This window comes from Amycolatopsis alba DSM 44262 (assembly GCF_000384215.1).
In the GTDB taxonomy this organism is placed as follows: domain Bacteria; phylum Actinomycetota; class Actinomycetes; order Mycobacteriales; family Pseudonocardiaceae; genus Amycolatopsis; species Amycolatopsis alba.
Window position 1 is genome coordinate 14,857 of the sequence record NZ_KB913032.1, and the last position, 19,676, is coordinate 34,532.

A 19,676-nucleotide genomic window follows, 5' to 3' on the forward strand; every position below is an offset into this window, starting at 1 on the left:
GCCACCGCCCACACTCGGCTCGTTGGCCCATCATCTGCGCCCGACGACTACTTAAAGGGTTAGTTGCAGGGCGCCGCTCGTCTTGCGGGCCTGGGCGGTGAGGGCGACCAGCTCTTTGAGCCACCAGGTCTCTATAGCCAGCCCGTCGGTATGCGTGTCACGGATCCAGGTCTGGAGGAACTTCAGGCGTACTTCGGCGGTGCGGATGGTGGCGTAGTCGGGATGGGCGGCCAGTTCGGCGACCAGGTCGTCCTGCCGGGCCTGGAGTTGTTCCGCGCGTTCGGCCGCGAGTTCTCGGACAAGTTCGTCGGCCGCCCTGATGACCGAGGTGATCATCCACGGGCCGTTGTCCGGGTCATTGCGCAGCTCGGCCAGCGCCGGTAGCTGCTCGGCGACGGAACGGCGTAGGGGATAGCGGGCTCGCCGGAACTCCGGAGACTCAGCGACCAGCCTGGCCAGCTCCATGACCTTCTCTTCCTCAGCGTCGTCGCTCACGCGGGGTGCGGGAGCCCAGCGCGACGAACGGGCCGGGGTCGTGAGCTCGTCCAGGGCGTCGTGCCAGGGCGCGGTCACCTCCCATACGTGCAGGACACCGGCGTGGGCGAAGCCGACCTCGATACGGCTGGTCCAACCGACGATCCGCGCCAGCGCCTTGCTCACCCGGTTCGCTCCGAGCCTGCGTCGAGTTCCTCCAGCGCGGCGTCCACGGCGTCCTGCGTGACCAGGACGCGGCTCAGGTACAGCAGGGCGGCGTCCACGGACGCGGCGATAGCCACAGTCTGCTCCGCGGACAGCGTCGCCGAGTCGATTTCGACAACACGATCGGGATCGAGGCGAGCTGGGATCACCCGCAGGCCCAGCTCCTGCGCGCCGTGGGTGATTTGTTCGGCCTGGTCAGCGAGGGAATCGGCGGTGGCGGCACGCAGCTGGGCGAGCAGCTCAGTGAAAACGTCGTTCATGAGCACAGATCCGAGCAGGCACCACCGACAGAAACCGGCAACCTCGGCGTGCCCGCTGGACGGGTCCACCCGATCGTAGAGTCCTTCTTGTCGGCGTCGAAGCCCCACCACGCCACACGTCGCGTGATGCTGGAAACGTCTTCCGGAGGACTAACCGACGGAAGGCGCGGGCGAACGACCTCCGCGCCCCGCTGACTAGGGCGTGTCCTGCGGATCTTTTCCATGATCGTGTGCGGATGATGGATCGTGGTGGGTCGTGGTGAGCTGACGGATAGGGCTTGGGCAGCGATTGCGCCGTTGCTGCCTGTGGCAGACGGGTCGCAGGGGTGGGCGGTGGCGTAGTCATCGGCAGGTGATCGACGTGATCTTGTGGCATGAGCGGACGGGTGCGCCGTGGCGTGATCTGCCGGAACGCTATGGGCCGTGGAAGACCGCGCATGAGCGGTTGCGGAAGTGGGCCTCGGACGGAACCTGGGACCGGATCCTGGAGCACGTCATCGTCAAAGACGACTCGCTGGGCACGCTGGAGGACAACGTCGAGTTCGTGATCAGCGTCGATTCCACGAGTGTCCGGGCGCATCAGCACGCGGCCGGCGCCCGGAGAAAAGGGGCTGCGCGGACTGGATCGAGGACCTCGCCGTCGACGGGGAATGCCTCGGGCGCTCGCGGGGCGGATTGACCACCAAACTCCACCTGGCCGTCGACTCCGCGGGTTTGCCGTTGGCGGTGATCCTCACGCCGGGACAGGCCGGGGACAACCCGCAGCTGCTTCCGCTGCTGGATGACATCCGTGACATCGAGGTGGACGGACAGAAAATACGGGTCGGGCGGGTGCTCGCCGACAAGGCCTACACCCACCCGAGCACCCGGATAGCGCTGCGGGAGCGCGGGATCAAGGCCACCATTCCCGAACGCGCCGACCAGATCGCCCGCCGCGAAGCCAAGGGCAGCGCGGGTGGCAGGCCACCGGCCTTCGACCCCGACCTCTGCAAGCTCCGCAACGTGGTCGAGCGCTGCTTCAACAGGCTCAAACAATTCCGTGGCCTGGCAACACGATACGCCAAACGAGCCGCCTACCACCGCGCCGAGATCATCCTCGCCTGCATCGTCCTCCACCTCCGATGAAGATCCCCAGGACACGCCCTAGCCCGTCGCAGGGCGCCCGCTCGTGCGGGGGACCCAAATACCTGCTGGCCCCCACGAGCAGCTCAGACTTCACACACTCGATGACGTCAGATTTCGAAGTCGCAAGGCGCCATGGCTACGACATCCGTTGACCTTGCCTGCAAACTCTCTGTTACATGTGCAGCCCTCCGAGCGACACTATGATCGACAACCAACTGGGGCGGAGGGCAAGCACAGCGTGACCACGGGTGAACAGCAGATCGATCGGCGCGTCACCGTCAGCGACATGCCCATGCCTGCCGACTCGACTCTCTCGGTGGCCCTGGACGGGCCCCCGGTCCCCCCGATGGCGCGCATCATGTCGTACTCGCCTGACGACTGGGAAGAGTTCATCTACGAGTGGGCCACTGCCCTGGAGGAGGACTACTTCCAGATCAAGCGCCTCGGCGGAGCGGGCGACAAGGGCGCGGACATCGCCGCGTTCAAGACCCACGAGCAGTTCGAGGGGCCGTGGGATTGCTTCCAGGCCAAGCACTACGACAAGCCGCTCAGCTTCGGTGACTCCGCGAAGGAGATCCTCAAGGTCTTCGTGTCCACCTTGGAGGGGGCATACACCCTTCCCCGCAGCTACCAGTTCCTGGCGCCGAGAGGGCTTTCCACTCAGCTCAACATGCTGGTCAGCAAGCCGACTGCCCTGCGCGCGAAGTTCTTGGACCGGCTCGTCGAAGGCGACGCTCTGGTGAAAGGGCTGGACAAAGCCGTAATCGAAGCGGTACGGACATTGGTTGCAGGCACCGCCTTCAGCATGTTCAGGTCGGTGGAGGTGCAAGAAGCGCTGACCACTCACTCCCAGACCAGATGGCATGCCTCCCGGTTCGGCACGTCACTTCCCGAACGCGGTACCAGCGAGAGCCCGCCGGAGGACTACTCGCCGGACGAGACACGCTACCTCCAGCAGCTTCTGGCGGTGTACGCCGAACGCCACCCAGGCACGATCACCACCTTGGAATCCGTGGCCGCCGTCCCGAAGATGGCCAGGAACCTACAGCGGCAACGGGTGCGATTCTTCAAGGCCGAGTCGCTCAAGGCTTACTCCGCCGGAGCGGTGCCGCCGGGCACCTTCGAGAAGCTTCAAGAGGACATCCACGCAGGGGTGGTCGACGTCGCCGATGCCGACCACCCGAACGGCTTCGCGAAGCTGAACCAGGTGATGACGCAGGTGGGCAGCCTCGACCTCAGCCGTCACAAGCTCATCAACGTAACCGAAATCCAAGACCGCCAGGGCGTCTGCCACCAACTAGCCAACGATGACCGCCTGACCTGGGTGGACGAGTCATGAGAAGCCCCCTCAACGGTCCGCTCGAATACGGGCTCCGCGTCCTCGTGATGCTGACCGAGGCCTATCCGCAACAGCTGGACATCAACCATCTGGTCCTGCTCGACCACACCGTCCTCCATACCGCCGAAATCGGAGGACCGCCCTCCATCCATCCTGACCATCCCCTGCACGCCGGTGAGCTCGGCGTCCGACGGGCCAACGTCGAAGAAGGGCTACGAGTCATGCTGCGCGCCGGGCTTATCGACATGCAGGCGCCGAGCACCGGCATCCGATACCAAGCCGGCGAGGAGGCATACAGCTTCGTCAGCGGACTCGCCTCCAGCTACATCACCGAATTGCGCAACCGCTCCCGGTGGGTGTTCGAGCGGTTCGCGACAATGTCCGACGAGCAGATCAGACAGCAGACTATGGTGATCTTCCGCAGACGCCCCGCTGACACAGGCACCACCAGCAGCGAGAGGCAGGCAGAGCCATGGAACGGCTGAGGCTGCTGCACCTGACCTTCATAGGCCCGTCGGTCGACCCCGCCACCGTGGAATTCGGCCCCAAGCTCACCCTCGTCCGCGGACCGTCCGACACGGGGAAGTCACACATCGCCGACTCCCTCGACTTCATGCTGGGCGGCTCGAAACTCGAGGAACTCCCCGAACACGAAGGCTACGACCAAGTGCTACTCGGCGTGCAGCTGCCCGACGGGGAGCCGGTGACACTGGCCCGGAGCCCGCACGGTGGCAATTTCAGCCTCTTCCAGGGCGATCACCGCGCCTACCCGTTGCCCGTCGACCGCAAGCCGTTATCGGCGAAGCATAGTGCCAAGAGCACCGAGAACCTCTCGCGCTATCTCCTGGGCAAGCTCGGCCTCGATGACAAGGTCATTCGCAAGGATGGCGCCGGGAACACTGTCTCGTTCACTGTTCGAGCCCTGGCTCCCCTGTTCCTCGTGAACGAAATCAAGATCCAGGCTAAGACCTCACCGATCTCGACAGGGCAGCGCACAGACGAGACCAAAGAAATCTCTGCCTTTCGCCTGCTGTTGCAGGGCGAGGACGACTCCGCGATCACGCCAGGCGAATCGGAGAAAGACCAGCGCAGGTCCAAGACAGCCAAGAGCGAAGTCATCGACACGTTGATATCCGAGCTGCGCGAACAACTCCACAGCAACGAGACTCTTCAACAGATCAACGAACAACGCCAGCGCCTACAGGCGACGATTGCCGGATCGACAGCGAGCATCGAGCAGGCTGCCGAAGCGAGGCAGCAGTGGGGGCATGCCCTGTCCAACAACGAGCGGCTTGCCACCGCCGCACAGCGAAGCCTGACCGAACTGGAGACACTCGATGCACGGTTCACACTCCTGCACAAGCAGTACACCTCTGACCTAGACCGGCTGGACGCCGTCGCTGAAGCCGGGACACTACTCGGCTACTTCAGCCCCGGACGTTGCGTGTTCTGCGGCGCCGACCCCGAACACCAGCACCTCAACGAGGACTGCGCCGACGACACAACTGCGCTCGCCGAATCCGTGCGCGAAGAAAAGCGTAAGACGACCGCGCTCCGCGGGGACCTGGTTGAAGCCATCGCCGGCCTGCGCGCCGAACGCGACGAGAAAGTTCAGAGGCTCCAGGCCTTCACCGACCAAGCAGCCCAGGCACGGACAGAGATCGCGCGGCTGGACGACCTGCTCAGCCCCCAGGAAACCGAGCTCAGCGACCTACTCACTAAGTCATCTCAACTGGAACGCGACGCCGACGCCATCAACCGCATTCAGCGCCTCGAAAGACTCCGCACCGAGATCGAAGAGGCGCCGAAGCCAGACAAAATGGAGCGAACGGCAGGTCTGCAACGCATCGCAGTCGCCAACCTCTCCCGCATGATCGCAGCCCGACTAGGGGCCTGGGGCTACCAGGAAGCCGAAACCACCAGCTACAACTTCGACAAACAAGACATCATGTCCGGCAACCAGCTGCGCTCGGCCCACGGCAAAGGTGTCCGGGCCATCCTGCACGCCGCCTTCACCATATCGCTCGCCCAGTACTGCTTCGACAACGACCTCCCCCACCCCGGCTTCGTCATACTCGACTCCCCCCTGGTCGTCTACCGGCCGCCGGACCCGAACGACGAACCCGACAACAGCGGCGACATCCTCGACACCACCAGCCTCTCAGCCCTGTTCTTCGCCGATATCCAGACGAACTTCTCCGGCCAAATCATCATCCTGGAGAACCAGAACCCACCGAACCATCTGGAGTCCGGGACACGGGACATCTCTTTCACCAAAAACGCAGACCATGGACGCTACGGCTTGTTCCCCCGTAACCGGACCCACAACGTCAGCTCAGAAGACACGAGTCGTGACACAACCCGGTAAAAGCACATTCACGCCAGCGGGACCCGAGCCGAGCTGAGTATGCGGCCCTTGAGTTCGGCTGCGCGTTCAGGCGTATCTGTAAGTCCTGGCGCGTCGATGTCACACAAGAGCTTGATCAACCGGGATCGGATCGCCCCGGCCGTGCAGCCATGTTGTTAGGCGAGTTCGTCGTGTAGAGCGGTTGGACTGGCGAGAGGGTCGCCTCGAGCTATTGTCTGCGCAGTACAGCTTCAAGGTCAGGTGCCCACGAGACATGCGAGCGCGCGGAGCCGCCGGGGCGGGACGGAATGATTCGCTGGGAGGGTGTGGCGGCGGCCGCGGGAAGCAAGAGGCCAGGCTTTGCCGGCGGCCCGAGTGTCAGCGATTCGGTGTTGAAGTCCGCTCGATAGGTGTGGTGAGGCGTCGATCTCGGTGGTGCTACGTCCAATGGAGACAGCTGATGTCGGGCTTGCTCAGCCGCCGGTGGCCTTGGTGATCCCGTCGGACATGCGTCGTGCGAGCTGCTGAAACCTGGCCCACGAGTCCTGATCTTCGGCCCAGTCGTACATCGTGCGACTGCAGATGGTTTGATAGAAGGGATGAGCGGGGTCGGCCGCCATTTCCCGCATCAACCTCGCCACCTCGACGGCACGATCGCCGAGTATGCGCACCATCCGTTCCGCGGACTCGTCGGCATGTTCTGCCAGATTGTCGTAAATGAACAAGCCGAGTTCGTCGACGTTGTAGTACAGAATGAACTCGTCGAGTAGCGCATCCTGCGGGGTTCGTGTCATTGGGCTCACGGCTCCGGAAAGTAGGTGACTGGGCGCCACTCGTTCGCGCTCGGCACGTATTCGTAGCTGACAGTGGCGGTCTTCTGGGGTGCGACGATGAGATCAGGAATACGACTGCCATTAGCATCCAGCGCGGGAGGGCTACCCAGCCCACCGACCCTACGCGCGACTTGCGCTGATTCGCCGAACCCGCGAGGGTCGTTCGTGGGCACACTGACTCTGTGCCGGACCGGTATCCCAGTAGCCGGATGGACATAGAGCTGTTGACCCGTCACAGGATCAGTGTGGAAATCCACCGTGCCGTTGCGAAGGTCGGCTTCGAGCTGGGTACGTGCCCGTCCCAACGCTTCAGCTTCAGCTTGGGCGCTACGGAATCGGGACGCGCGGACGGGGTGCGGTTTCACGCGCAGACCGTTCGGGGCTCTGCCGGTGCGTACCCGGGTGGCTTGCTGTTCGTCAGTTGTCTGGTAGCCATGCCTGCTGTGGCCGTGGCCCTTCTTCGCCGCCGTTGGCTTCGGGTTCTCCAGCGGTTGGTCAACGTTGTCGACCGACCGTTCGGCACGCCGGCAAGATCGCTCCGCCTGCCATTTTTCGCGCGTCGTGGACCGGTCGCCCGGAGCAGGAGCACCGATGGAACGGCTATTACCCGCATCGTGGGTGACGCCCTGGCCCCCAGTGTCGACGTTGTGCGCGTGTTCATACGGTGCATTTCGGTCTCTATCAGAGCCTTCCTTATCATCTGAGACGCTGCTCGGCGCATCAGATGAGACTGCATTGACGTCGCCTTGCGGCGGCGAAAGCGTGCCTACCTTGTTGCCTGACTTGCCGCAGTGTGCGGCTATGTATTTCTCGGCATGCTGGGAAGCTTGCAGGAGGCTCTGTGTCGCGAGACGGCACTTGTGATCGGCTTCGAGGAGGCGTTGGGCGATCTGTTGCCCAGCGGATGATGCTTGGCGCTCTCGACTCAAGAGTGCCACCGCTTGTTGCCACGCTGCGTTCACTGCACGATGGGCGGCTTCCAGACGCCGGGCGTACTGAAGAGCGTCGCGCCGGATTTCCTCCAGCGCGCCGCACAGATCTTGCAGGCGTGACACGAGCGTCTGTCGCTACAGTGAGCTGGCGTACTTGTTGGCGGTTGCCGCCGCCTGTTGCAGGGCTGCGACCGCGGAGCTGACCTGTTTCTCTGCCGCTTGCAGGGCAGCGATCATGTTCTTGTCAACTTGTTGAGCGCTGCCGCCGATGGTGGCGTTGACTTGCCCGACAGCTTGCGAGAATTTTGATTTGAATCCGGCGAGGCCGTCTGCTGTGCTTTTTGCTTGCTGTCCGACTGCTGAGATCTGGCCTTTGAGTCGCGCCAACTCCGACATTTATCCGAGCTCCGATCGTTCCTGTTGTTTGGTGGCAGTGATGATGAGGGCAAGAATTTAGTTGCATGGACAGATGACTACCGCAGCCACTTGCGGCGGCGTCGCGATGCGATCGGTCTTTCGGGGCTGACGTATCCGACTTGACTTGCCTGGTTTGTGGCAGCCTGGTACGAGAGAACCGCACGCTGCAATGCTTCGACCGCTTGTTGTTGTGCGTAGACGGCGGCGACGACTTCGTGCTCGATGGGCGGCGGCACTGGTGCAGGCTGCACTGCGAGGGGCAGCATGTGCGTCTGTCCCACCGAGGACAAGGCCTCCAGGGCCCAGGAGTAGTGCTGCTGGACGTGGCGACGGAGTTCCCGCTCTTTGGCCGAGGTCGCCGTGCGGGCGTGTTCGACACCCAGTCGATGCGTAGCGAGGACACGGTCGCGGCGACGCTCTGCCTCGCGGAGCTTGTTCCTGGCCGCAGGGCCGATTCTGGTCAGTCCCACAATGGCACCCAGATAGTCTCCATAAGTAGTCACTGGTCCCAGTCCGTTTCCGTCAGGGCGTTGTAGATGTCGCGGTTCAGCGGCATCAGAGGGATCAGGGTGACTGGCGCGGGCAGTTGGGTGCGGTCGAAGAGAAGGCCGCGGTTGTCGCGGGGGGACCATGTGACGGTGTGCCCCATGAGATCGGTGATATCTCGTTGCTCAGCGCGTAGTGCCAGGATCGAGTCCATCGCGGTGGTCGGGTCGTAGCCGAGGTGCGCTTTGAACATGCCGATGCTGGACCACCAGCCGAGGATGTGTGTTCCGTGTGCTGGGCCGTCGCGCAAGATCGCCTGAAGGTCTTCGACAGGCTGGTTGAACGACTCGTCCGGCTGGTTGAGCGCGCCTGCCCTGTCGAGGGCGAACGCGACCACGTAGTGCGCGGATCCAGTTGAGTGGGCACTGTCCTGTGCGATCCGTGGCAGTTCGGCGGTCGCGTCCTGGTGTTGCAGCAGGCGTGCCTGGCAGCTGAAATGATGGAGAAGGTCCAGCAGGAGGGGCATTCCGGAGTCAGCGGACTCTGAGTCGGTCAGGTAGCTGAGGACTGTGAAGGACGCATCTCCGGTGGGATGCTGGATTGCCAGTGAGATGGCTGCGGCCTGCAGCGCGCCGATGGCGAGGTTCGGCTCGGTGCGGTGGCCGATTCCGAGTGGCTGGGCTCGGTGGCCGGCTCCGACGACGGCCAGGTGCCTGCCTGGTGTCGCGGGCAAGGGGACCCCGATCGGCGAATCCGTGATCGCGATCGGCATTCCGAGCAGGCCGGTTTTCGTCGCAGTCGTCGCGCGCGTGCTGGCGCGTAACTCACGCAGCTGCGGGATGGCTCCGACCAGCGTCGCCGTGCTGCTGCCGAGGAATACCGAGGGTGGCGCGGCACCGGCGGGGCGCTGGTTCCAGCATTGCATGCGGAGGGCCGTGAGGTCGTCGTCCTCGGCTACTGCGATGACCGCCCGCCGGTTCCCTTCGATCTGACCGAAGTCAAGATTGACGACAGCCTCGCCTCGGAATCGTAACCGCGCGGCCTCGGTGTTCTTGGTGTCCAAGACTGCCTGGGACTCGCTGGAAGAGTTCTTCAGCGCGACGCGGATCGGGAACTGCGAGTAGATCCCGCCTTCCTTGGCCATCAGCGCGGTGATGCCTGAGATCGTCTGAGACGCCAGCACAAGGTGGATACCGTAGGCGCGACCCCGGCGAGCGAGCCGCTCCAGAAGCTGAACAGCTCGGTCGGTAAGGGGATCGTCTTCCTCGAATAGCACCTGGAACTCGTCGATCACCGCGACGATGCGCGGCATCTTCGCGTCGGGGACCTGTCTTCGGTAGGTGGCGATTTGATCGCCGTGCGGCTTGATGACGCGTGCCCGGCGGTCGAACTCCGCGAACAGGTACTCCAGGACGGCGATTCCGTAGTCACGGTCGCTTTCCAAACCGATGAGCCTGACGTGCGGAAGCCAGTCCGGGGAGGTGTCACTGGGAGCCAAGGGGTAGAAGGTGACACCATCTTTGAAATCGAGCAGGCACAGTTCCAGCTCATCGGGCCCGTACCGGACCGCGAGGCTGTGGATGAAGACTTTGAGGAAGTTCGACTTGCCCTGGCCTACGGCACCGGTCACCAGCACGTTGTGCCGCTGCTCGCGGTCATCGCCCAGTGTCAGGCTCACCACGTCGTGCCCTACGCGGCCGACTGCCGCGGTAATCCCGTCGGCCGACTTTTCCGTCCACAACTGCTCAGTCGACTGGATCTCGGCGAACGAAATTCGTGGTGCGGTCGCCGACCGGGCGCGAGTCGCGATCACAGAGATTGTGCTCTGGAGCTGCTGGCCCGTAGGTACCTCAAGTCGCGCCATCGCGTGCGGGGCTCCTGACCATTTGACGGTGCCCGCCCCCCAGTTGACCGTCACCGTTTGGGCATACCGGTCAAGCTGATCAAGGACTTCACCCAGCATGACAGCATTCTTGGAACTGGAGTTGTGGTGGATCACAAAACTGATCCCGTGTGCGGGCCCGCTGCGCAGCAAGCTGACCAGGGTACGGGCGGAGCGTTCGGAGACACCTTGAGGAAAGTCCAGCAGAGTCACCAATTGATAGGACTCGAGGGGTTGGCCCGTGGCCCGTCGCAACGCACCGAGGCTGGAGGCCTGTCCCCTGCCGAGGTCGCCAACACGGCGCACGTCATCGACAAGCTGATCGAGCAGCTCCTCCAAGTTCTCAGGAAGCGCTCCAGAGCTGGCGAACAGCTCGTCACTGACCTCGCGCAGCGGCATGAACGGCGCCAAGTAGCCACGCAGGCAAGGGTCGAATACTCGAAGCATTAACTGACCAGGTCCGGTGCCGGCCAACGCGCGAACGACGATATTGTGGATGACGCCCTTCAACGGCGGCACGTCCTGCCCGGATCTCAACACAACATTGCCCTCGTCGAGCAACGGCACGATAAGCGGGATCTCGGCGCTCATGTCGATATCAGGCACATCCAACGTACCCAGCCGCACGTATCGGGCTGCAGCCAGCGGATCGGTGACATCGGGCAGAGGACCCGATGTCACCCAACGTGTCCCGAAATCGTCCGGCGCGAGCTCCGACACCGCAGCGGTGATCCGGTGCATGCCTTTCGTCGTCGATCGAGCTACCCGGCGACGGACTACGGCGACCTCATCGTCATACGCCGAGTTCGCGTCATCGATGCACTGTTGACTCGCCCTGGCACCGTCATCCGCGAGCCAGCTGCGCAATGCACCCGCCGCACGCCCCGTTGCAGTGAACACTTGGCCGGCGGCCTCGTGCAGGGCGTGCAGCTCGGCATCACCGGGCTCACTAGACCGATCTCCATCCCCCGGCCACGACGCCTTTCCCGCTCCCGCGGCCGCCCCCTCATTATCGACCATAAGCTGTAGCTGCTCCCCCGTTTCGCTGCTAGCTGTCGCCGTCCTCCCGCACCCAGACCAAATTGGCTGATCGAGTGTGCTGATCTCTCCGCCATATTTGATCAGCCTGCTGAGGCCCGGCGCTGACGCTAGGTCACCGAGTTGGCGCGCAGAGTTTAGACCAAAAGGCGCAGCGTTGTGAAGGGCTTCACCAAGCCGCACCGCTGCCCACAAGGACAGCCTCATAACGGAGCGAGCCGCGCAGACGCAGGTCGTGAAGTGCACTGTTCGCCCCCTCCAATGGGTGATCTCGGTAGCCTCTAGCAACGCGGCGATCATGCCGCCAGCTGAGCAAGTAGCACGCCGCAGAAGAAGCCGACGCAGGCCGACCACGCCACAAGCTGGGCGAGGGTTCGTATCGAGCAGAGGATCTTCATCCGGCCGCCCTCCAAGACGAAAAAGTCACAGTGACAAGTACTGTGCGTCTTTGACGGTAGCGCGCCGCACTCATTCTAGTCAAGATGACCAGAAGAGGGTTATGGTGGGCTACATGAGCAGGCGAGACAGGTTTCGGTACGCGGTCGCGGTCGACATGATCGTGCTGACGGTGCGCGAGCAAGCGCTGCAGGTGCTGGTCATCGAGCGCGCCAGGAAGCCCTTTCTCGGCAAGCTCGCGCTTCCTGGGGGGTTCCTGGAGGATGGCGAGAATCTTGACCAGGCCGCCCACCGTGAACTCGCGGAAGAGACAGGCCTGGACGCGGAGACACTGCACATCCGGCAGTTCCGGACCTACGGCGACCCGGACCGTGACCCCCGGGGTCCGATCCTGTCCGTGGCCTATGTTGCGCTGATGCCCGATCTGCCGATTCCGATCGCCGGAGGCGACGCCAGCGCCGCACGCTGGACGCCAGCAGACGACCTGCTTTCCGATCCCGCTGTACTGGCGTTCGACCATCACCGGATCCTCAGTGACGCGGTCGACAGCGCCCGCGATCTGCTGTCCCACACCACACTCGCGACGACGTTCTGTCCACCAGAGTTCACCATCAGCCAGCTGCGCGAGGTCTACGAAACCGTCTGGGGCATCGAACTGGAACCATCGAACTTTCACCGCAAGATCACCCGGGCCGACGGCTTCGTCACCCCCACCGGAGGCAAAGCTTCCAGCGACGGTGGCCGTCGCGCCACCCTCTACCGCGCGGGACCCGCAACCCAGCTGTATCCGGCGCTGCTGCGCGAGCACCACCCGAAGAACGCCCGCCAGGCCGGTGAGCACCAGGAGCTGTCCACGTTGTAGCACCCGATGGTTCACGCACGGGAGGACTCGATGACCACAGGCAATGACACCACCAACCTGGGCACCGTAGTGATCTGCACCGCGCTGGACGTGGAATACCAAGCCGTCCGCGACCACCTACACGGTTCCCTGAAAGAAAAAGAGGGACCCGGAGGCACACTCTACGAAATCGGCACCTTCCACACCGACCGTGGCAGCTGGACGGTCGCGCTCGCCCAATCCGGCGCCGGGAACACCCAAGCCGGAATCGAGATCGAGCGCGCGATCACCGTGTTCCACCCACGTTACGTGCTGTTCGTCGGGGTTGCCGGCGGCCGCAAAGACGTCGCCCTGGGTGATGTGGTCATCGCCGACTACATCTACGACTACGACACAGGCAAAGACACCGCCACTGGCCGCCTCCCCCGCATCAAAACCCATACGCCAGCCAATCGGCTTCTTCGGCGAGCTCAGAAGCTCGCTCGCGACCGCGAGTGGCAACACCGCATTCTTCCCCGCCAGCCGGAAACCCTGCCTGAGGCAATCGTGAAACCAATCGCCGCGGGCAGCACAGTCGTAGCCGACCACAACTCCGCCACCGCCCACTACCTCGACAGGCACTGCGGTGACGCCGCTGCCGTCGAAATGGAAGGCTTCGGTTTCCTCTATGGCGCCTACGCCAACGATGCCGTCGAAGCCCTCGTCGTTCGCGGTATCTCCGACCTGCTCTCCGGCAAAACCGAGACCGCTGACCAGCACTGGCAACCCACAGCCTCGCAGCACGCCGCCGCTTTCGCCTTCGAGCTCCTCGCCAACGTCATTCCACCCCCCTCGCCCCGCACTCCCCCGCAACAACTGCACGCCGCTCCGGCGAGGTTCGTTGGCCGCGAGTCGGAACTCACCGAACTCAACGCCCAGCTTGACGCCCGTACGGAAGACGGTGGAGCCGTCATGATCTCCTCACTCGCAGGTACGGGCGGCATCGGGAAGACATGGCTCGCGCTGCACTGGGCCCACCAGAACATCAACCGCTTCCCCGACGGGCAGCTTTTCGTAGATCTGCGCGGGTTCAGCCCTTTGGGAGAACCGATGACGTCCGGGGCGGCGGTACGTGGGTTCCTCGCTGCCCTGGGAGTTGCCCCTGACCGGATCCCGCCGGATCTGGATGCCCAGGCCGCGTTGTATCGAAGCGAGGTTGCGGGCAAGCGAATGCTGGTCATGCTGGATAATGCCGCCACCACTGACCAGATCACCCCTCTGCTACCCGGTAGTCCGACCTGCACTGTACTGATCACCGGACGACACAAACTCGCCTCCCTCATCGACCGGCATGGCGCCCGCCACCTCACCCTCGGTGTTCTTACTCGAAAGGAGGCGCGCGCTCTGCTGGCTGAACGCGTCGGTGCTGACCGTGCCGCCAATGAGCCCGACGCTATCGACGAACTGGTCGACCTGTGTGGCAGGTATCCGCTGGCGCTGGCGATCGCCGCCCGCAACGCCTCAACCCGGCCAGGCATCCCGCTGGCCGAGGTCGCCGCAGAGCTGCGCGAGCTTGGCCTGGAGATGCTCGATCACGACACTGATCCCGCCGCGAGCCTCCCCGCCGTGCTGTCCTGGTCTTTGCGCTACCTGACTGACGAACAACGCACAGTCTTCGCGCTACTGGGCATCGCCCCCGGCCCCGACACAACCCTGCCCGCCGTCGTCTCCCTTGTAAATCTGTCCTCGAGCCGCGCGCGTAAGTCACTCTCCGCGCTGGAGGAGGCGTGCCTAGTGGAGCGGCAAGCCTACGGCCGATACGCGATGCACGACCTGGTCCGTGAATACGCCACCACTATCGCCCATGCCCTTCCAGCGACCGTATGCGAGACGGCCCGAGCACGGGTGGTCGACTTCTACCTGCACACCGCCCACAACGCAGACCGCTTGCTGAACCCTCACCGTCATCTCATCAGCCTTGGACCATGCGCCCCTGGTTGCTCCCCCCAACCACTCCGTGATCCCGCAGCAGCGTTGGCTTGGATGGATCGCGAGCACGCATGCGTGTTGGCAATTAGGGAAATAGCCACCGCATCCGGCCGTTACGCGGCTGTATGGCAGTCGGCATGGGTTCTTGGCACCTTCCATGACCGCCGAGGACTACGACATGACAATCTCGCCGTGTGGCGGACCGCGCTAGACGCAGCCCACTACCTTCCTGACCCCGCCACCCGTATCCGCATTCGGCGGCTCCTCGGCCATGCCTACGCCATCGTAGGGCGGCACGAAGACGCGATTGAACACCTGTCCCTGGCTCTCGCTCTGGCTGAACAACACAGTGTCTCTAACGAACAGGCTGATACGAACCGGACACTCGCACGGGCCTGGGGAATGAATGGCAATGATCGCCGAGCCCTGGAACATGCCATAGTCGCTCTTCGCCTCTATCAGATACTCGAACGTCCAGCAGCGGAAGCACAGACACTAAACCTGATGGGCCACTTTGCTGCCAGGCTCGGCGACTACCACCAAGCTCGCGAGAGGTGTCAATCGGCGTTGATTCTCTTCCGCCTCCGCCGGAACTTGTATGGCGAGGCAAATGCCCTGGACAATCTCGGCTACATCGCCCGACAAACTGGGAGCAACAGTCGCGCCCTTGACCACTACCAGGAGGCCCTCGCGCTGCGCCGCGTCCTCGGTCACCTTCCGCAAGCCGCCGACAATCTGGACAGCATAGGACTTTCTCATGTCGCACTTGGCCAACTCGATCAAGCGCGTGCCGTCTGGCTAGAGGCGCTTGAACTGTACCGAGAACAAGGGCGTGACGATGCCGCCGCAAGCGTCCAACAACAACTCGACAACCTCGACGCTGGCAACCAACCCACTCCTCTGTCTGGCGGGCCTTCACGTGCGCGAGACCACAGAACGACTCGACTTCGATGAAAGCCGCCGTCCGTGCTTAGTGGTTGCCATCGGAAGTCCTTCGGGGTATTCGGCGGATCCAGGTTTCCGTTGGGCGTGCGGCCTCGAGGTCCTCGTACCGGGTCTACTCGGCCTCGCGGCCGTGCATCCAGCGGGAAGCTGAGCCGTCGAGACCCCCAAAGGACTTCTGATGGCAACCGCTTAGGAAGCAGACTCCGCTGCGACTTGCGACGGCTCGCGCCATTCCGCGCGAACGACACGAGTCAGGACTCGGGAGCGCTCAGCTCCAACGCCCAGGGCTTTACGAAGCGCCTCGGCCGAGATCGGCCGCTGGCGCAGCTCCCGATGCCGAGCATCCATCTCCCTGGCTCGCTCAACCAAGTCGTCGTCAAGTCCGGCCAGGTTCCAGCCTGATGCCTCCGATGAGACCTCCCGCACCGCGGTCATCGGTGCAATAACAGCAGGAGCTGCGTGCCCTCCCGAAGGTCAGCGAGCGCCTGAAGCAAGCCCGGGCCGACCTCAGAACAACCGATCAGTAGCAACGGCCCCACCGCATCGAATAGGGCCTTACCGATCTCTCCAGCAATCAGGGGCTCGGCCACGTTCAACGCCAGCGTCACTGCGCTCGCGAGAACGAGGAGCCGCCGCGCTGAGCGCTGAACCGCAGGGGCTGTTCCATGCGCCGAGAGGCGGCGGATGGCCACCAGTAACGCCACGACCGTCAGATCCACCGCGGGCGCGACCAAGGGCGCGACCCACACCGGGACACCGAGTCGGAGAGCTAGCGCGAAGACATTACCGAACCCGAAGAGGAACGTCAGCCCGACCACGATCCCCACCATCGTGCTCACCGCCGACACAACCCAGATCGCTCCGATCCCACACCGTCATCGTCCACACCACCCGACAACGCAGGCATCCAAGACGGCTGGACCAAGCGACAGAACCCGGCATCCGCGAGCCCGAGACGAGCCCGAGAGGTTCGAAACAGTCCGACACCAGGCGACATACCCCGACACCTCGGACATGCTGCGACCAGACGAAAAGGTCTTGTCCGACATCATTCGACACCATCCGACATAGAAAGCAGCTCACTCTTAACCAGCTGGTTGCCGACAGCCGATTCGCAGACTGAGGGACTACCTCAAATCGAAGATCATGGTCGTCCATCCTCATGTCTTTCAGCCACCCTGAACTCTCACACCAATTTTCCTGGAGCAGCTCTGGAGCACCGCGTCGATCACAGCTACACCCAACGACGCCGAACCGCATCGAACAGCCCACAGCTACTCCAGCCAACCAGCGGGTTCTCGATAACCGCAGGTCAGCGCCCTGTCCGGACCTGACTGGCAGTGAGGGGGTCAACGATGCTGTTCTCGCAGTTCAGAAGGCTTCCACTGGAGTGACTACAAGAGCGGCACACTGAACGCTGCCACAGCCAGGATCTTCACCGCACCTCGCGTACCCCGCTGGCGACCCCACGTCCGGTTGAGCCACCCGGACGCCGGTATCGCCGCACAAGCGGCACATCAGGGTGACCACTGGGCGGGCGTCAAAATCGACATTAAATCGCACCTAGACCCCAGACACGAAGAAGCCCAGGCCACCTGACCTGGGCTTGTACTCCCCCGCTTGGACTCGAACCAAGAACCCTACGGTTGACAGCTTGAACACCAGCAGTCGCCCCGCGCAGCCTTCCAATTTGGAGGCGGCGCTTCTGGCAGTTCGGGGCCGGTTTTCCCTGCGCGGTTCCGGCACTGCCACGTTAGTGCTTTGTTAGTCGCGCCGGGTGGCGTGCAGTTGCGCGAAGGGCTCTCGGAGGTTGTGGTCGGCGATCTGATCGTCGTCGACATAGAGGCCGCGGAAGATCGCCTGGTTGAGCATGCGGCATTGCTGTTCGCCGCATGCGGCGGTAGAGCTCTTGGGGGTTCTCCAGCAACGCGAGCGCGGCTTCGATGAGTCGGGCACTGTCGGAGAGGTTCTCGGGCGTGGTGGTGAGGCGTTCGGTCAGACGTCGTCGGCGGCGGGCGCCTCGCCCCGGATTTCCTTCAGCCTATCTGTGTCGCTCAGCGCGCGTCGACACGAGCGACGACGGCGAGACCCAGATCGGGCAGCAACCCTTCGGACCCGGAAGTCGAAGCAGTCGCCTGAGCTGCGGGAACGTGCTGTTGCGTCGCTGTTTGAGCAGGCCGGGCTCTGTACGAGCTAGGCGACCTGACCAGTCTGGTCGCCTAGCCCCAGTTAACGAGTCTCTGCCGAACCCGAGGCGTGCCTGGCGTCAATCGCACCAGCGTATACAGGATTGCCCGATCCGCCCACGACGGACACGGCCTACCACCTGCCGCACACGGGCGCAGGCTATCCGCAAGCACCACCGAAGGCGAAGGAGGCGAGATTCCGCGAATCATGCCGCTCGTACCAGTTGAGATCGGCCTGTCCGATCTTGGTGGTGATCGGAAGGAGTGTCTGGATGTCGTGCGTTCCCCCCGCAGGGTCGCGGCCCCAGGAGTACTCGACGGTCAGGTGAGGTGGGTAGGGAGTCACGGGAAGGCCGGGCAGAGATGCGATCAGGCGTTCCAGCGGTTCCAGCGGTTCGGGGGTGAGATACGTGCCACCCTCGGGCGTCAGCTGGGGAGTTGGCCGGAAGGTAAGAGAAATCGGCGATATCCGAGCGAAGTGGCTTGTCAGGACATCGAGCAGGGCGGGATTGAGGGAGTCCTCCTGGATGGCGTCACTCAGGCTGACGTGAGCATGAGTGACGTTCGGGCCTGAGAACATCAGTGAGGGCAAGGCACGCTGCATTCGAGGGCGAATCAGCGGTTCTAAAGCTGGGACTGGGATGACGAGGGCGGCGTGTCCCAAGACTGTTCCTCCGCTGCGGTAAAGGCTTTCACTGACAGGGTGCGCCACACGATGATCGCGGCGATAGCTTGCAGAGCGGCGGCCAACAACCATACCGCGCGAAGGTTCCAGGCCGCAGCGATGAGCCCGCCGGTGAGAGCACCCAAAGGAGTAAGGCCCCATGCCAAGGCTCGGTGACTGGTCAAGACCCTGCCCAAAATCCTCGGCGGGGTAAGACGCTGCCTACTGGCTTGAGAGCAGACATTCCAGACGAGAGTGGTGCCCGCCGAGGCGGCAAGCAGAACGCCGATCAGTAGGGGCCACGGTGGCGCTGTGGCTATGCAGAGCGGAATGACAGCCGTGATGGTTTGCGCGGCCCGCATGGCATTGGGGATGCCGAACCGAGTCACTATCCGGTCCACGACGAACGACGAAGCGAGCCATCCCACGGCCAGGCAAGCCAGCATGAGACCGTAGCCCAACGGTCCCAAAGAGAGGATTTCGGTGATGTATAGGACGAGAACAGCACTCGTCCCACTGGCGGCGAACGAGCCCAGAGCAACCGTAACCGTGATGGAACGCAGCACAGGCGTGGACACGAGGGCGCGCAATCCTTCGGAGATCTCCCGCAAAGGACGGCCGCCGGTCGTACCGATAACGGCCGCCGGGATCGTCTTGGCCAAGGCGATACCAGCGAGTGCACCGACGCACGCGGCCCACGCGGGCAGGCCCGCGGCTAGAGCAAGCAGCAAGCCGGTCAGCGGCGGAACCATGAACTGGACCGCGCCTTGGCCGATCACCTGTAGGCGGGTGTTGGCGGCAATGAATCGTTCCGGCGGCAGCAATTCGGGGACCAGCGCCCCGGTGGCCCCGTCGCCGAGGACCTGTGAAGACGCGACGACGAACGACACCACCAGCAGCAACGGGATCGTCAACCAGGAGCCCGCTGCAGCGAGACCCAAGATCAAAGCCGCGCCGACTTGCAGCGTACACGCCAGTATCAGAACCGTGGTGCGGCGGACACGGTCGATCAACAGGCCGGCGAACAACGACAACAGGAGCCAAGGCGCTTTCGCCGCAGCGTTCACCAGGGAAACCGCGCGCGGGTCGGTCGTCAATGATACAGCTAGCAGCGGCAATGCGGCCAAAAGAAGGCCTTCGCTCGTCGCCATCGCGAGAACGGTGGCTTGAAGACGAATCCAGCGGCTCCGGTTTGAGTCCGGACTTGCTTTGCCCGCAACACTTTTCAGCACCCCAGAATCCCCCCCATGGTGTTGCTTGACCACCTGGGATCTTACAGAAAGTCACACTATGACACAAACGCGTGAAATTCCCCAGC

14 protein-coding genes and 1 pseudogene are annotated in these 19,676 nt (G+C 63.5%); 6 read left to right on the forward strand and 9 right to left on the reverse strand.

Going from position 1 to position 19,676, the window contains the following annotated elements:
- Window positions 1-51 precede the first annotated feature (51 nt).
- A complete protein-coding gene (locus AMYAL_RS0100070) occupies window positions 52-660 on the reverse strand; it encodes a hypothetical protein (protein ID WP_020629255.1) in 609 nt (202 codons plus the stop codon).
- Window positions 657-959 (reverse strand): hypothetical protein, encoded by a 303-nt coding sequence (locus tag AMYAL_RS0100075; protein WP_039793743.1) that lies wholly within the window; start codon window positions 957-959, stop codon window positions 657-659. The genes AMYAL_RS0100070 and AMYAL_RS0100075 overlap by 4 nt, the downstream gene beginning before the upstream one ends.
- A 246-nt stretch (window positions 960-1,205) precedes the next feature.
- Here AMYAL_RS0100075 and AMYAL_RS48255 point away from each other — a divergent pair.
- From AMYAL_RS48255 to AMYAL_RS45410, 4 genes and pseudogenes are all read left to right on the forward strand, one after another.
- Window positions 1,206-2,084, forward strand: a pseudogene (locus AMYAL_RS48255) (IS5 family transposase).
- A gap of 238 nt (window positions 2,085-2,322) precedes the next feature.
- Window positions 2,323-3,423 (forward strand): ABC-three component system protein, encoded by a 1,101-nt coding sequence (locus AMYAL_RS0100090; RefSeq protein ID WP_020629259.1) that lies wholly within the window; start codon window positions 2,323-2,325, stop codon window positions 3,421-3,423.
- Window positions 3,420-3,908: an ABC-three component system middle component 2 gene (locus AMYAL_RS45405; protein WP_020629260.1), complete on the forward strand. Its 489-nt coding sequence runs from the start codon at window positions 3,420-3,422 to the stop codon at window positions 3,906-3,908. The genes AMYAL_RS0100090 and AMYAL_RS45405 overlap by 4 nt, the downstream gene beginning before the upstream one ends.
- Entirely contained in the window at window positions 3,896-5,791 is a 1,896-nt protein-coding gene (locus tag AMYAL_RS45410; protein ID WP_020629261.1) for an AAA family ATPase, read from the forward strand. Before AMYAL_RS45405 ends, AMYAL_RS45410 begins: the two co-directional genes overlap by 13 nt.
- Before the next feature lie 452 nt (window positions 5,792-6,243).
- Here AMYAL_RS45410 and AMYAL_RS0100105 read toward each other — a convergent pair whose 3' ends face one another.
- The 4 genes from AMYAL_RS0100105 to AMYAL_RS0100125 form a co-directional block, all read right to left on the reverse strand.
- Window positions 6,244-6,564: a hypothetical protein gene (locus AMYAL_RS0100105; RefSeq protein WP_020629262.1), complete on the reverse strand. Its 321-nt coding sequence runs from the start codon at window positions 6,562-6,564 to the stop codon at window positions 6,244-6,246.
- 5 nt (window positions 6,565-6,569) lie between these two features.
- Complete coding sequence (locus tag AMYAL_RS49105; protein ID WP_143267770.1) at window positions 6,570-7,658, reverse strand: hypothetical protein; 1,089 nt, start codon at window positions 7,656-7,658, stop codon at window positions 6,570-6,572.
- A gap of 12 nt (window positions 7,659-7,670) precedes the next feature.
- Window positions 7,671-7,931 carry a hypothetical protein gene (locus tag AMYAL_RS48260; protein ID WP_084702065.1) on the reverse strand — a complete coding sequence of 87 codons (261 nt, stop codon included), beginning with the start codon at window positions 7,929-7,931 and terminating at the stop codon, window positions 7,671-7,673.
- Window positions 7,932-8,451: 520 nt separating this feature from the next.
- Window positions 8,452-11,340 carry an FtsK/SpoIIIE domain-containing protein gene (locus tag AMYAL_RS0100125; RefSeq protein ID WP_167336138.1) on the reverse strand — a complete coding sequence of 963 codons (2,889 nt, stop codon included), beginning with the start codon at window positions 11,338-11,340 and terminating at the stop codon, window positions 8,452-8,454.
- A gap of 529 nt (window positions 11,341-11,869) precedes the next feature.
- Between AMYAL_RS0100125 and AMYAL_RS0100135 the strand changes: the two genes are divergently transcribed.
- Both AMYAL_RS0100135 and AMYAL_RS45415 read left to right on the forward strand, forming a co-directional pair.
- Window positions 11,870-12,616, forward strand: coding sequence for an NUDIX domain-containing protein (locus AMYAL_RS0100135; protein WP_051137628.1), 747 nt, complete (start codon window positions 11,870-11,872; stop codon window positions 12,614-12,616).
- A 30-nt stretch (window positions 12,617-12,646) separates the two neighbouring features.
- Window positions 12,647-15,517 carry a phosphorylase family protein gene (locus AMYAL_RS45415; protein WP_020629269.1) on the forward strand — a complete coding sequence of 957 codons (2,871 nt, stop codon included), beginning with the start codon at window positions 12,647-12,649 and terminating at the stop codon, window positions 15,515-15,517.
- Between the two features lie 422 nt (window positions 15,518-15,939).
- Here the strand turns inward: AMYAL_RS45415 and AMYAL_RS50255 are convergent, their stop codons facing one another.
- The 3 genes from AMYAL_RS50255 to AMYAL_RS0100165 form a co-directional block, all read right to left on the reverse strand.
- A complete protein-coding gene (locus AMYAL_RS50255; protein ID WP_425332233.1) occupies window positions 15,940-16,338 on the reverse strand; it encodes a hypothetical protein in 399 nt (132 codons plus the stop codon).
- A gap of 1,516 nt (window positions 16,339-17,854) precedes the next feature.
- Window positions 17,855-18,298, reverse strand: coding sequence for a 2'-5' RNA ligase family protein (locus tag AMYAL_RS49115; RefSeq protein ID WP_143267769.1), 444 nt, complete (start codon window positions 18,296-18,298; stop codon window positions 17,855-17,857).
- A 20-nt stretch (window positions 18,299-18,318) separates the two neighbouring features.
- Entirely contained in the window at window positions 18,319-19,509 is a 1,191-nt protein-coding gene (locus AMYAL_RS0100165; protein ID WP_020629274.1) for an MFS transporter, read from the reverse strand.
- Window positions 19,510-19,676: the final 167 nt, after the last annotated feature.

What these genes read in the sequence shown, in the direction of transcription:
- AMYAL_RS0100165 (WP_020629274.1), bottom strand. Translation starts at nt 19,509, where the DNA reads ATGGCGACGAGCGAAGGCCTTCTTTTGGCCGCATTGCCGCTGCTAGCT.
- AMYAL_RS50255 (WP_425332233.1), bottom strand. Translation starts at nt 16,338, where the DNA reads ATGGTGGGGATCGTGGTCGGGCTGACGTTCCTCTTCGGGTTCGGTAAT.
- AMYAL_RS45415 (WP_020629269.1), top strand. Translation starts at nt 12,647, where the DNA reads ATGACCACAGGCAATGACACCACCAACCTGGGCACCGTAGTGATCTGC.
- AMYAL_RS48260 (WP_084702065.1), bottom strand. Translation starts at nt 7,931, where the DNA reads ATGTCGGAGTTGGCGCGACTCAAAGGCCAGATCTCAGCAGTCGGACAG.
- AMYAL_RS45410 (WP_020629261.1), top strand. Translation starts at nt 3,896, where the DNA reads ATGGAACGGCTGAGGCTGCTGCACCTGACCTTCATAGGCCCGTCGGTC.
- AMYAL_RS45405 (WP_020629260.1), top strand. Translation starts at nt 3,420, where the DNA reads ATGAGAAGCCCCCTCAACGGTCCGCTCGAATACGGGCTCCGCGTCCTC.
- AMYAL_RS0100135 (WP_051137628.1), top strand. Translation starts at nt 11,870, where the DNA reads ATGAGCAGGCGAGACAGGTTTCGGTACGCGGTCGCGGTCGACATGATC.
- AMYAL_RS0100105 (WP_020629262.1), bottom strand. Translation starts at nt 6,564, where the DNA reads ATGACACGAACCCCGCAGGATGCGCTACTCGACGAGTTCATTCTGTAC.
- AMYAL_RS0100125 (WP_167336138.1), bottom strand. Translation starts at nt 11,340, where the DNA reads ATGGTCGATAATGAGGGGGCGGCCGCGGGAGCGGGAAAGGCGTCGTGG.
- AMYAL_RS0100075 (WP_039793743.1), bottom strand. Translation starts at nt 959, where the DNA reads ATGAACGACGTTTTCACTGAGCTGCTCGCCCAGCTGCGTGCCGCCACC.
- AMYAL_RS49115 (WP_143267769.1), bottom strand. Translation starts at nt 18,298, where the DNA reads ATGCAGCGTGCCTTGCCCTCACTGATGTTCTCAGGCCCGAACGTCACT.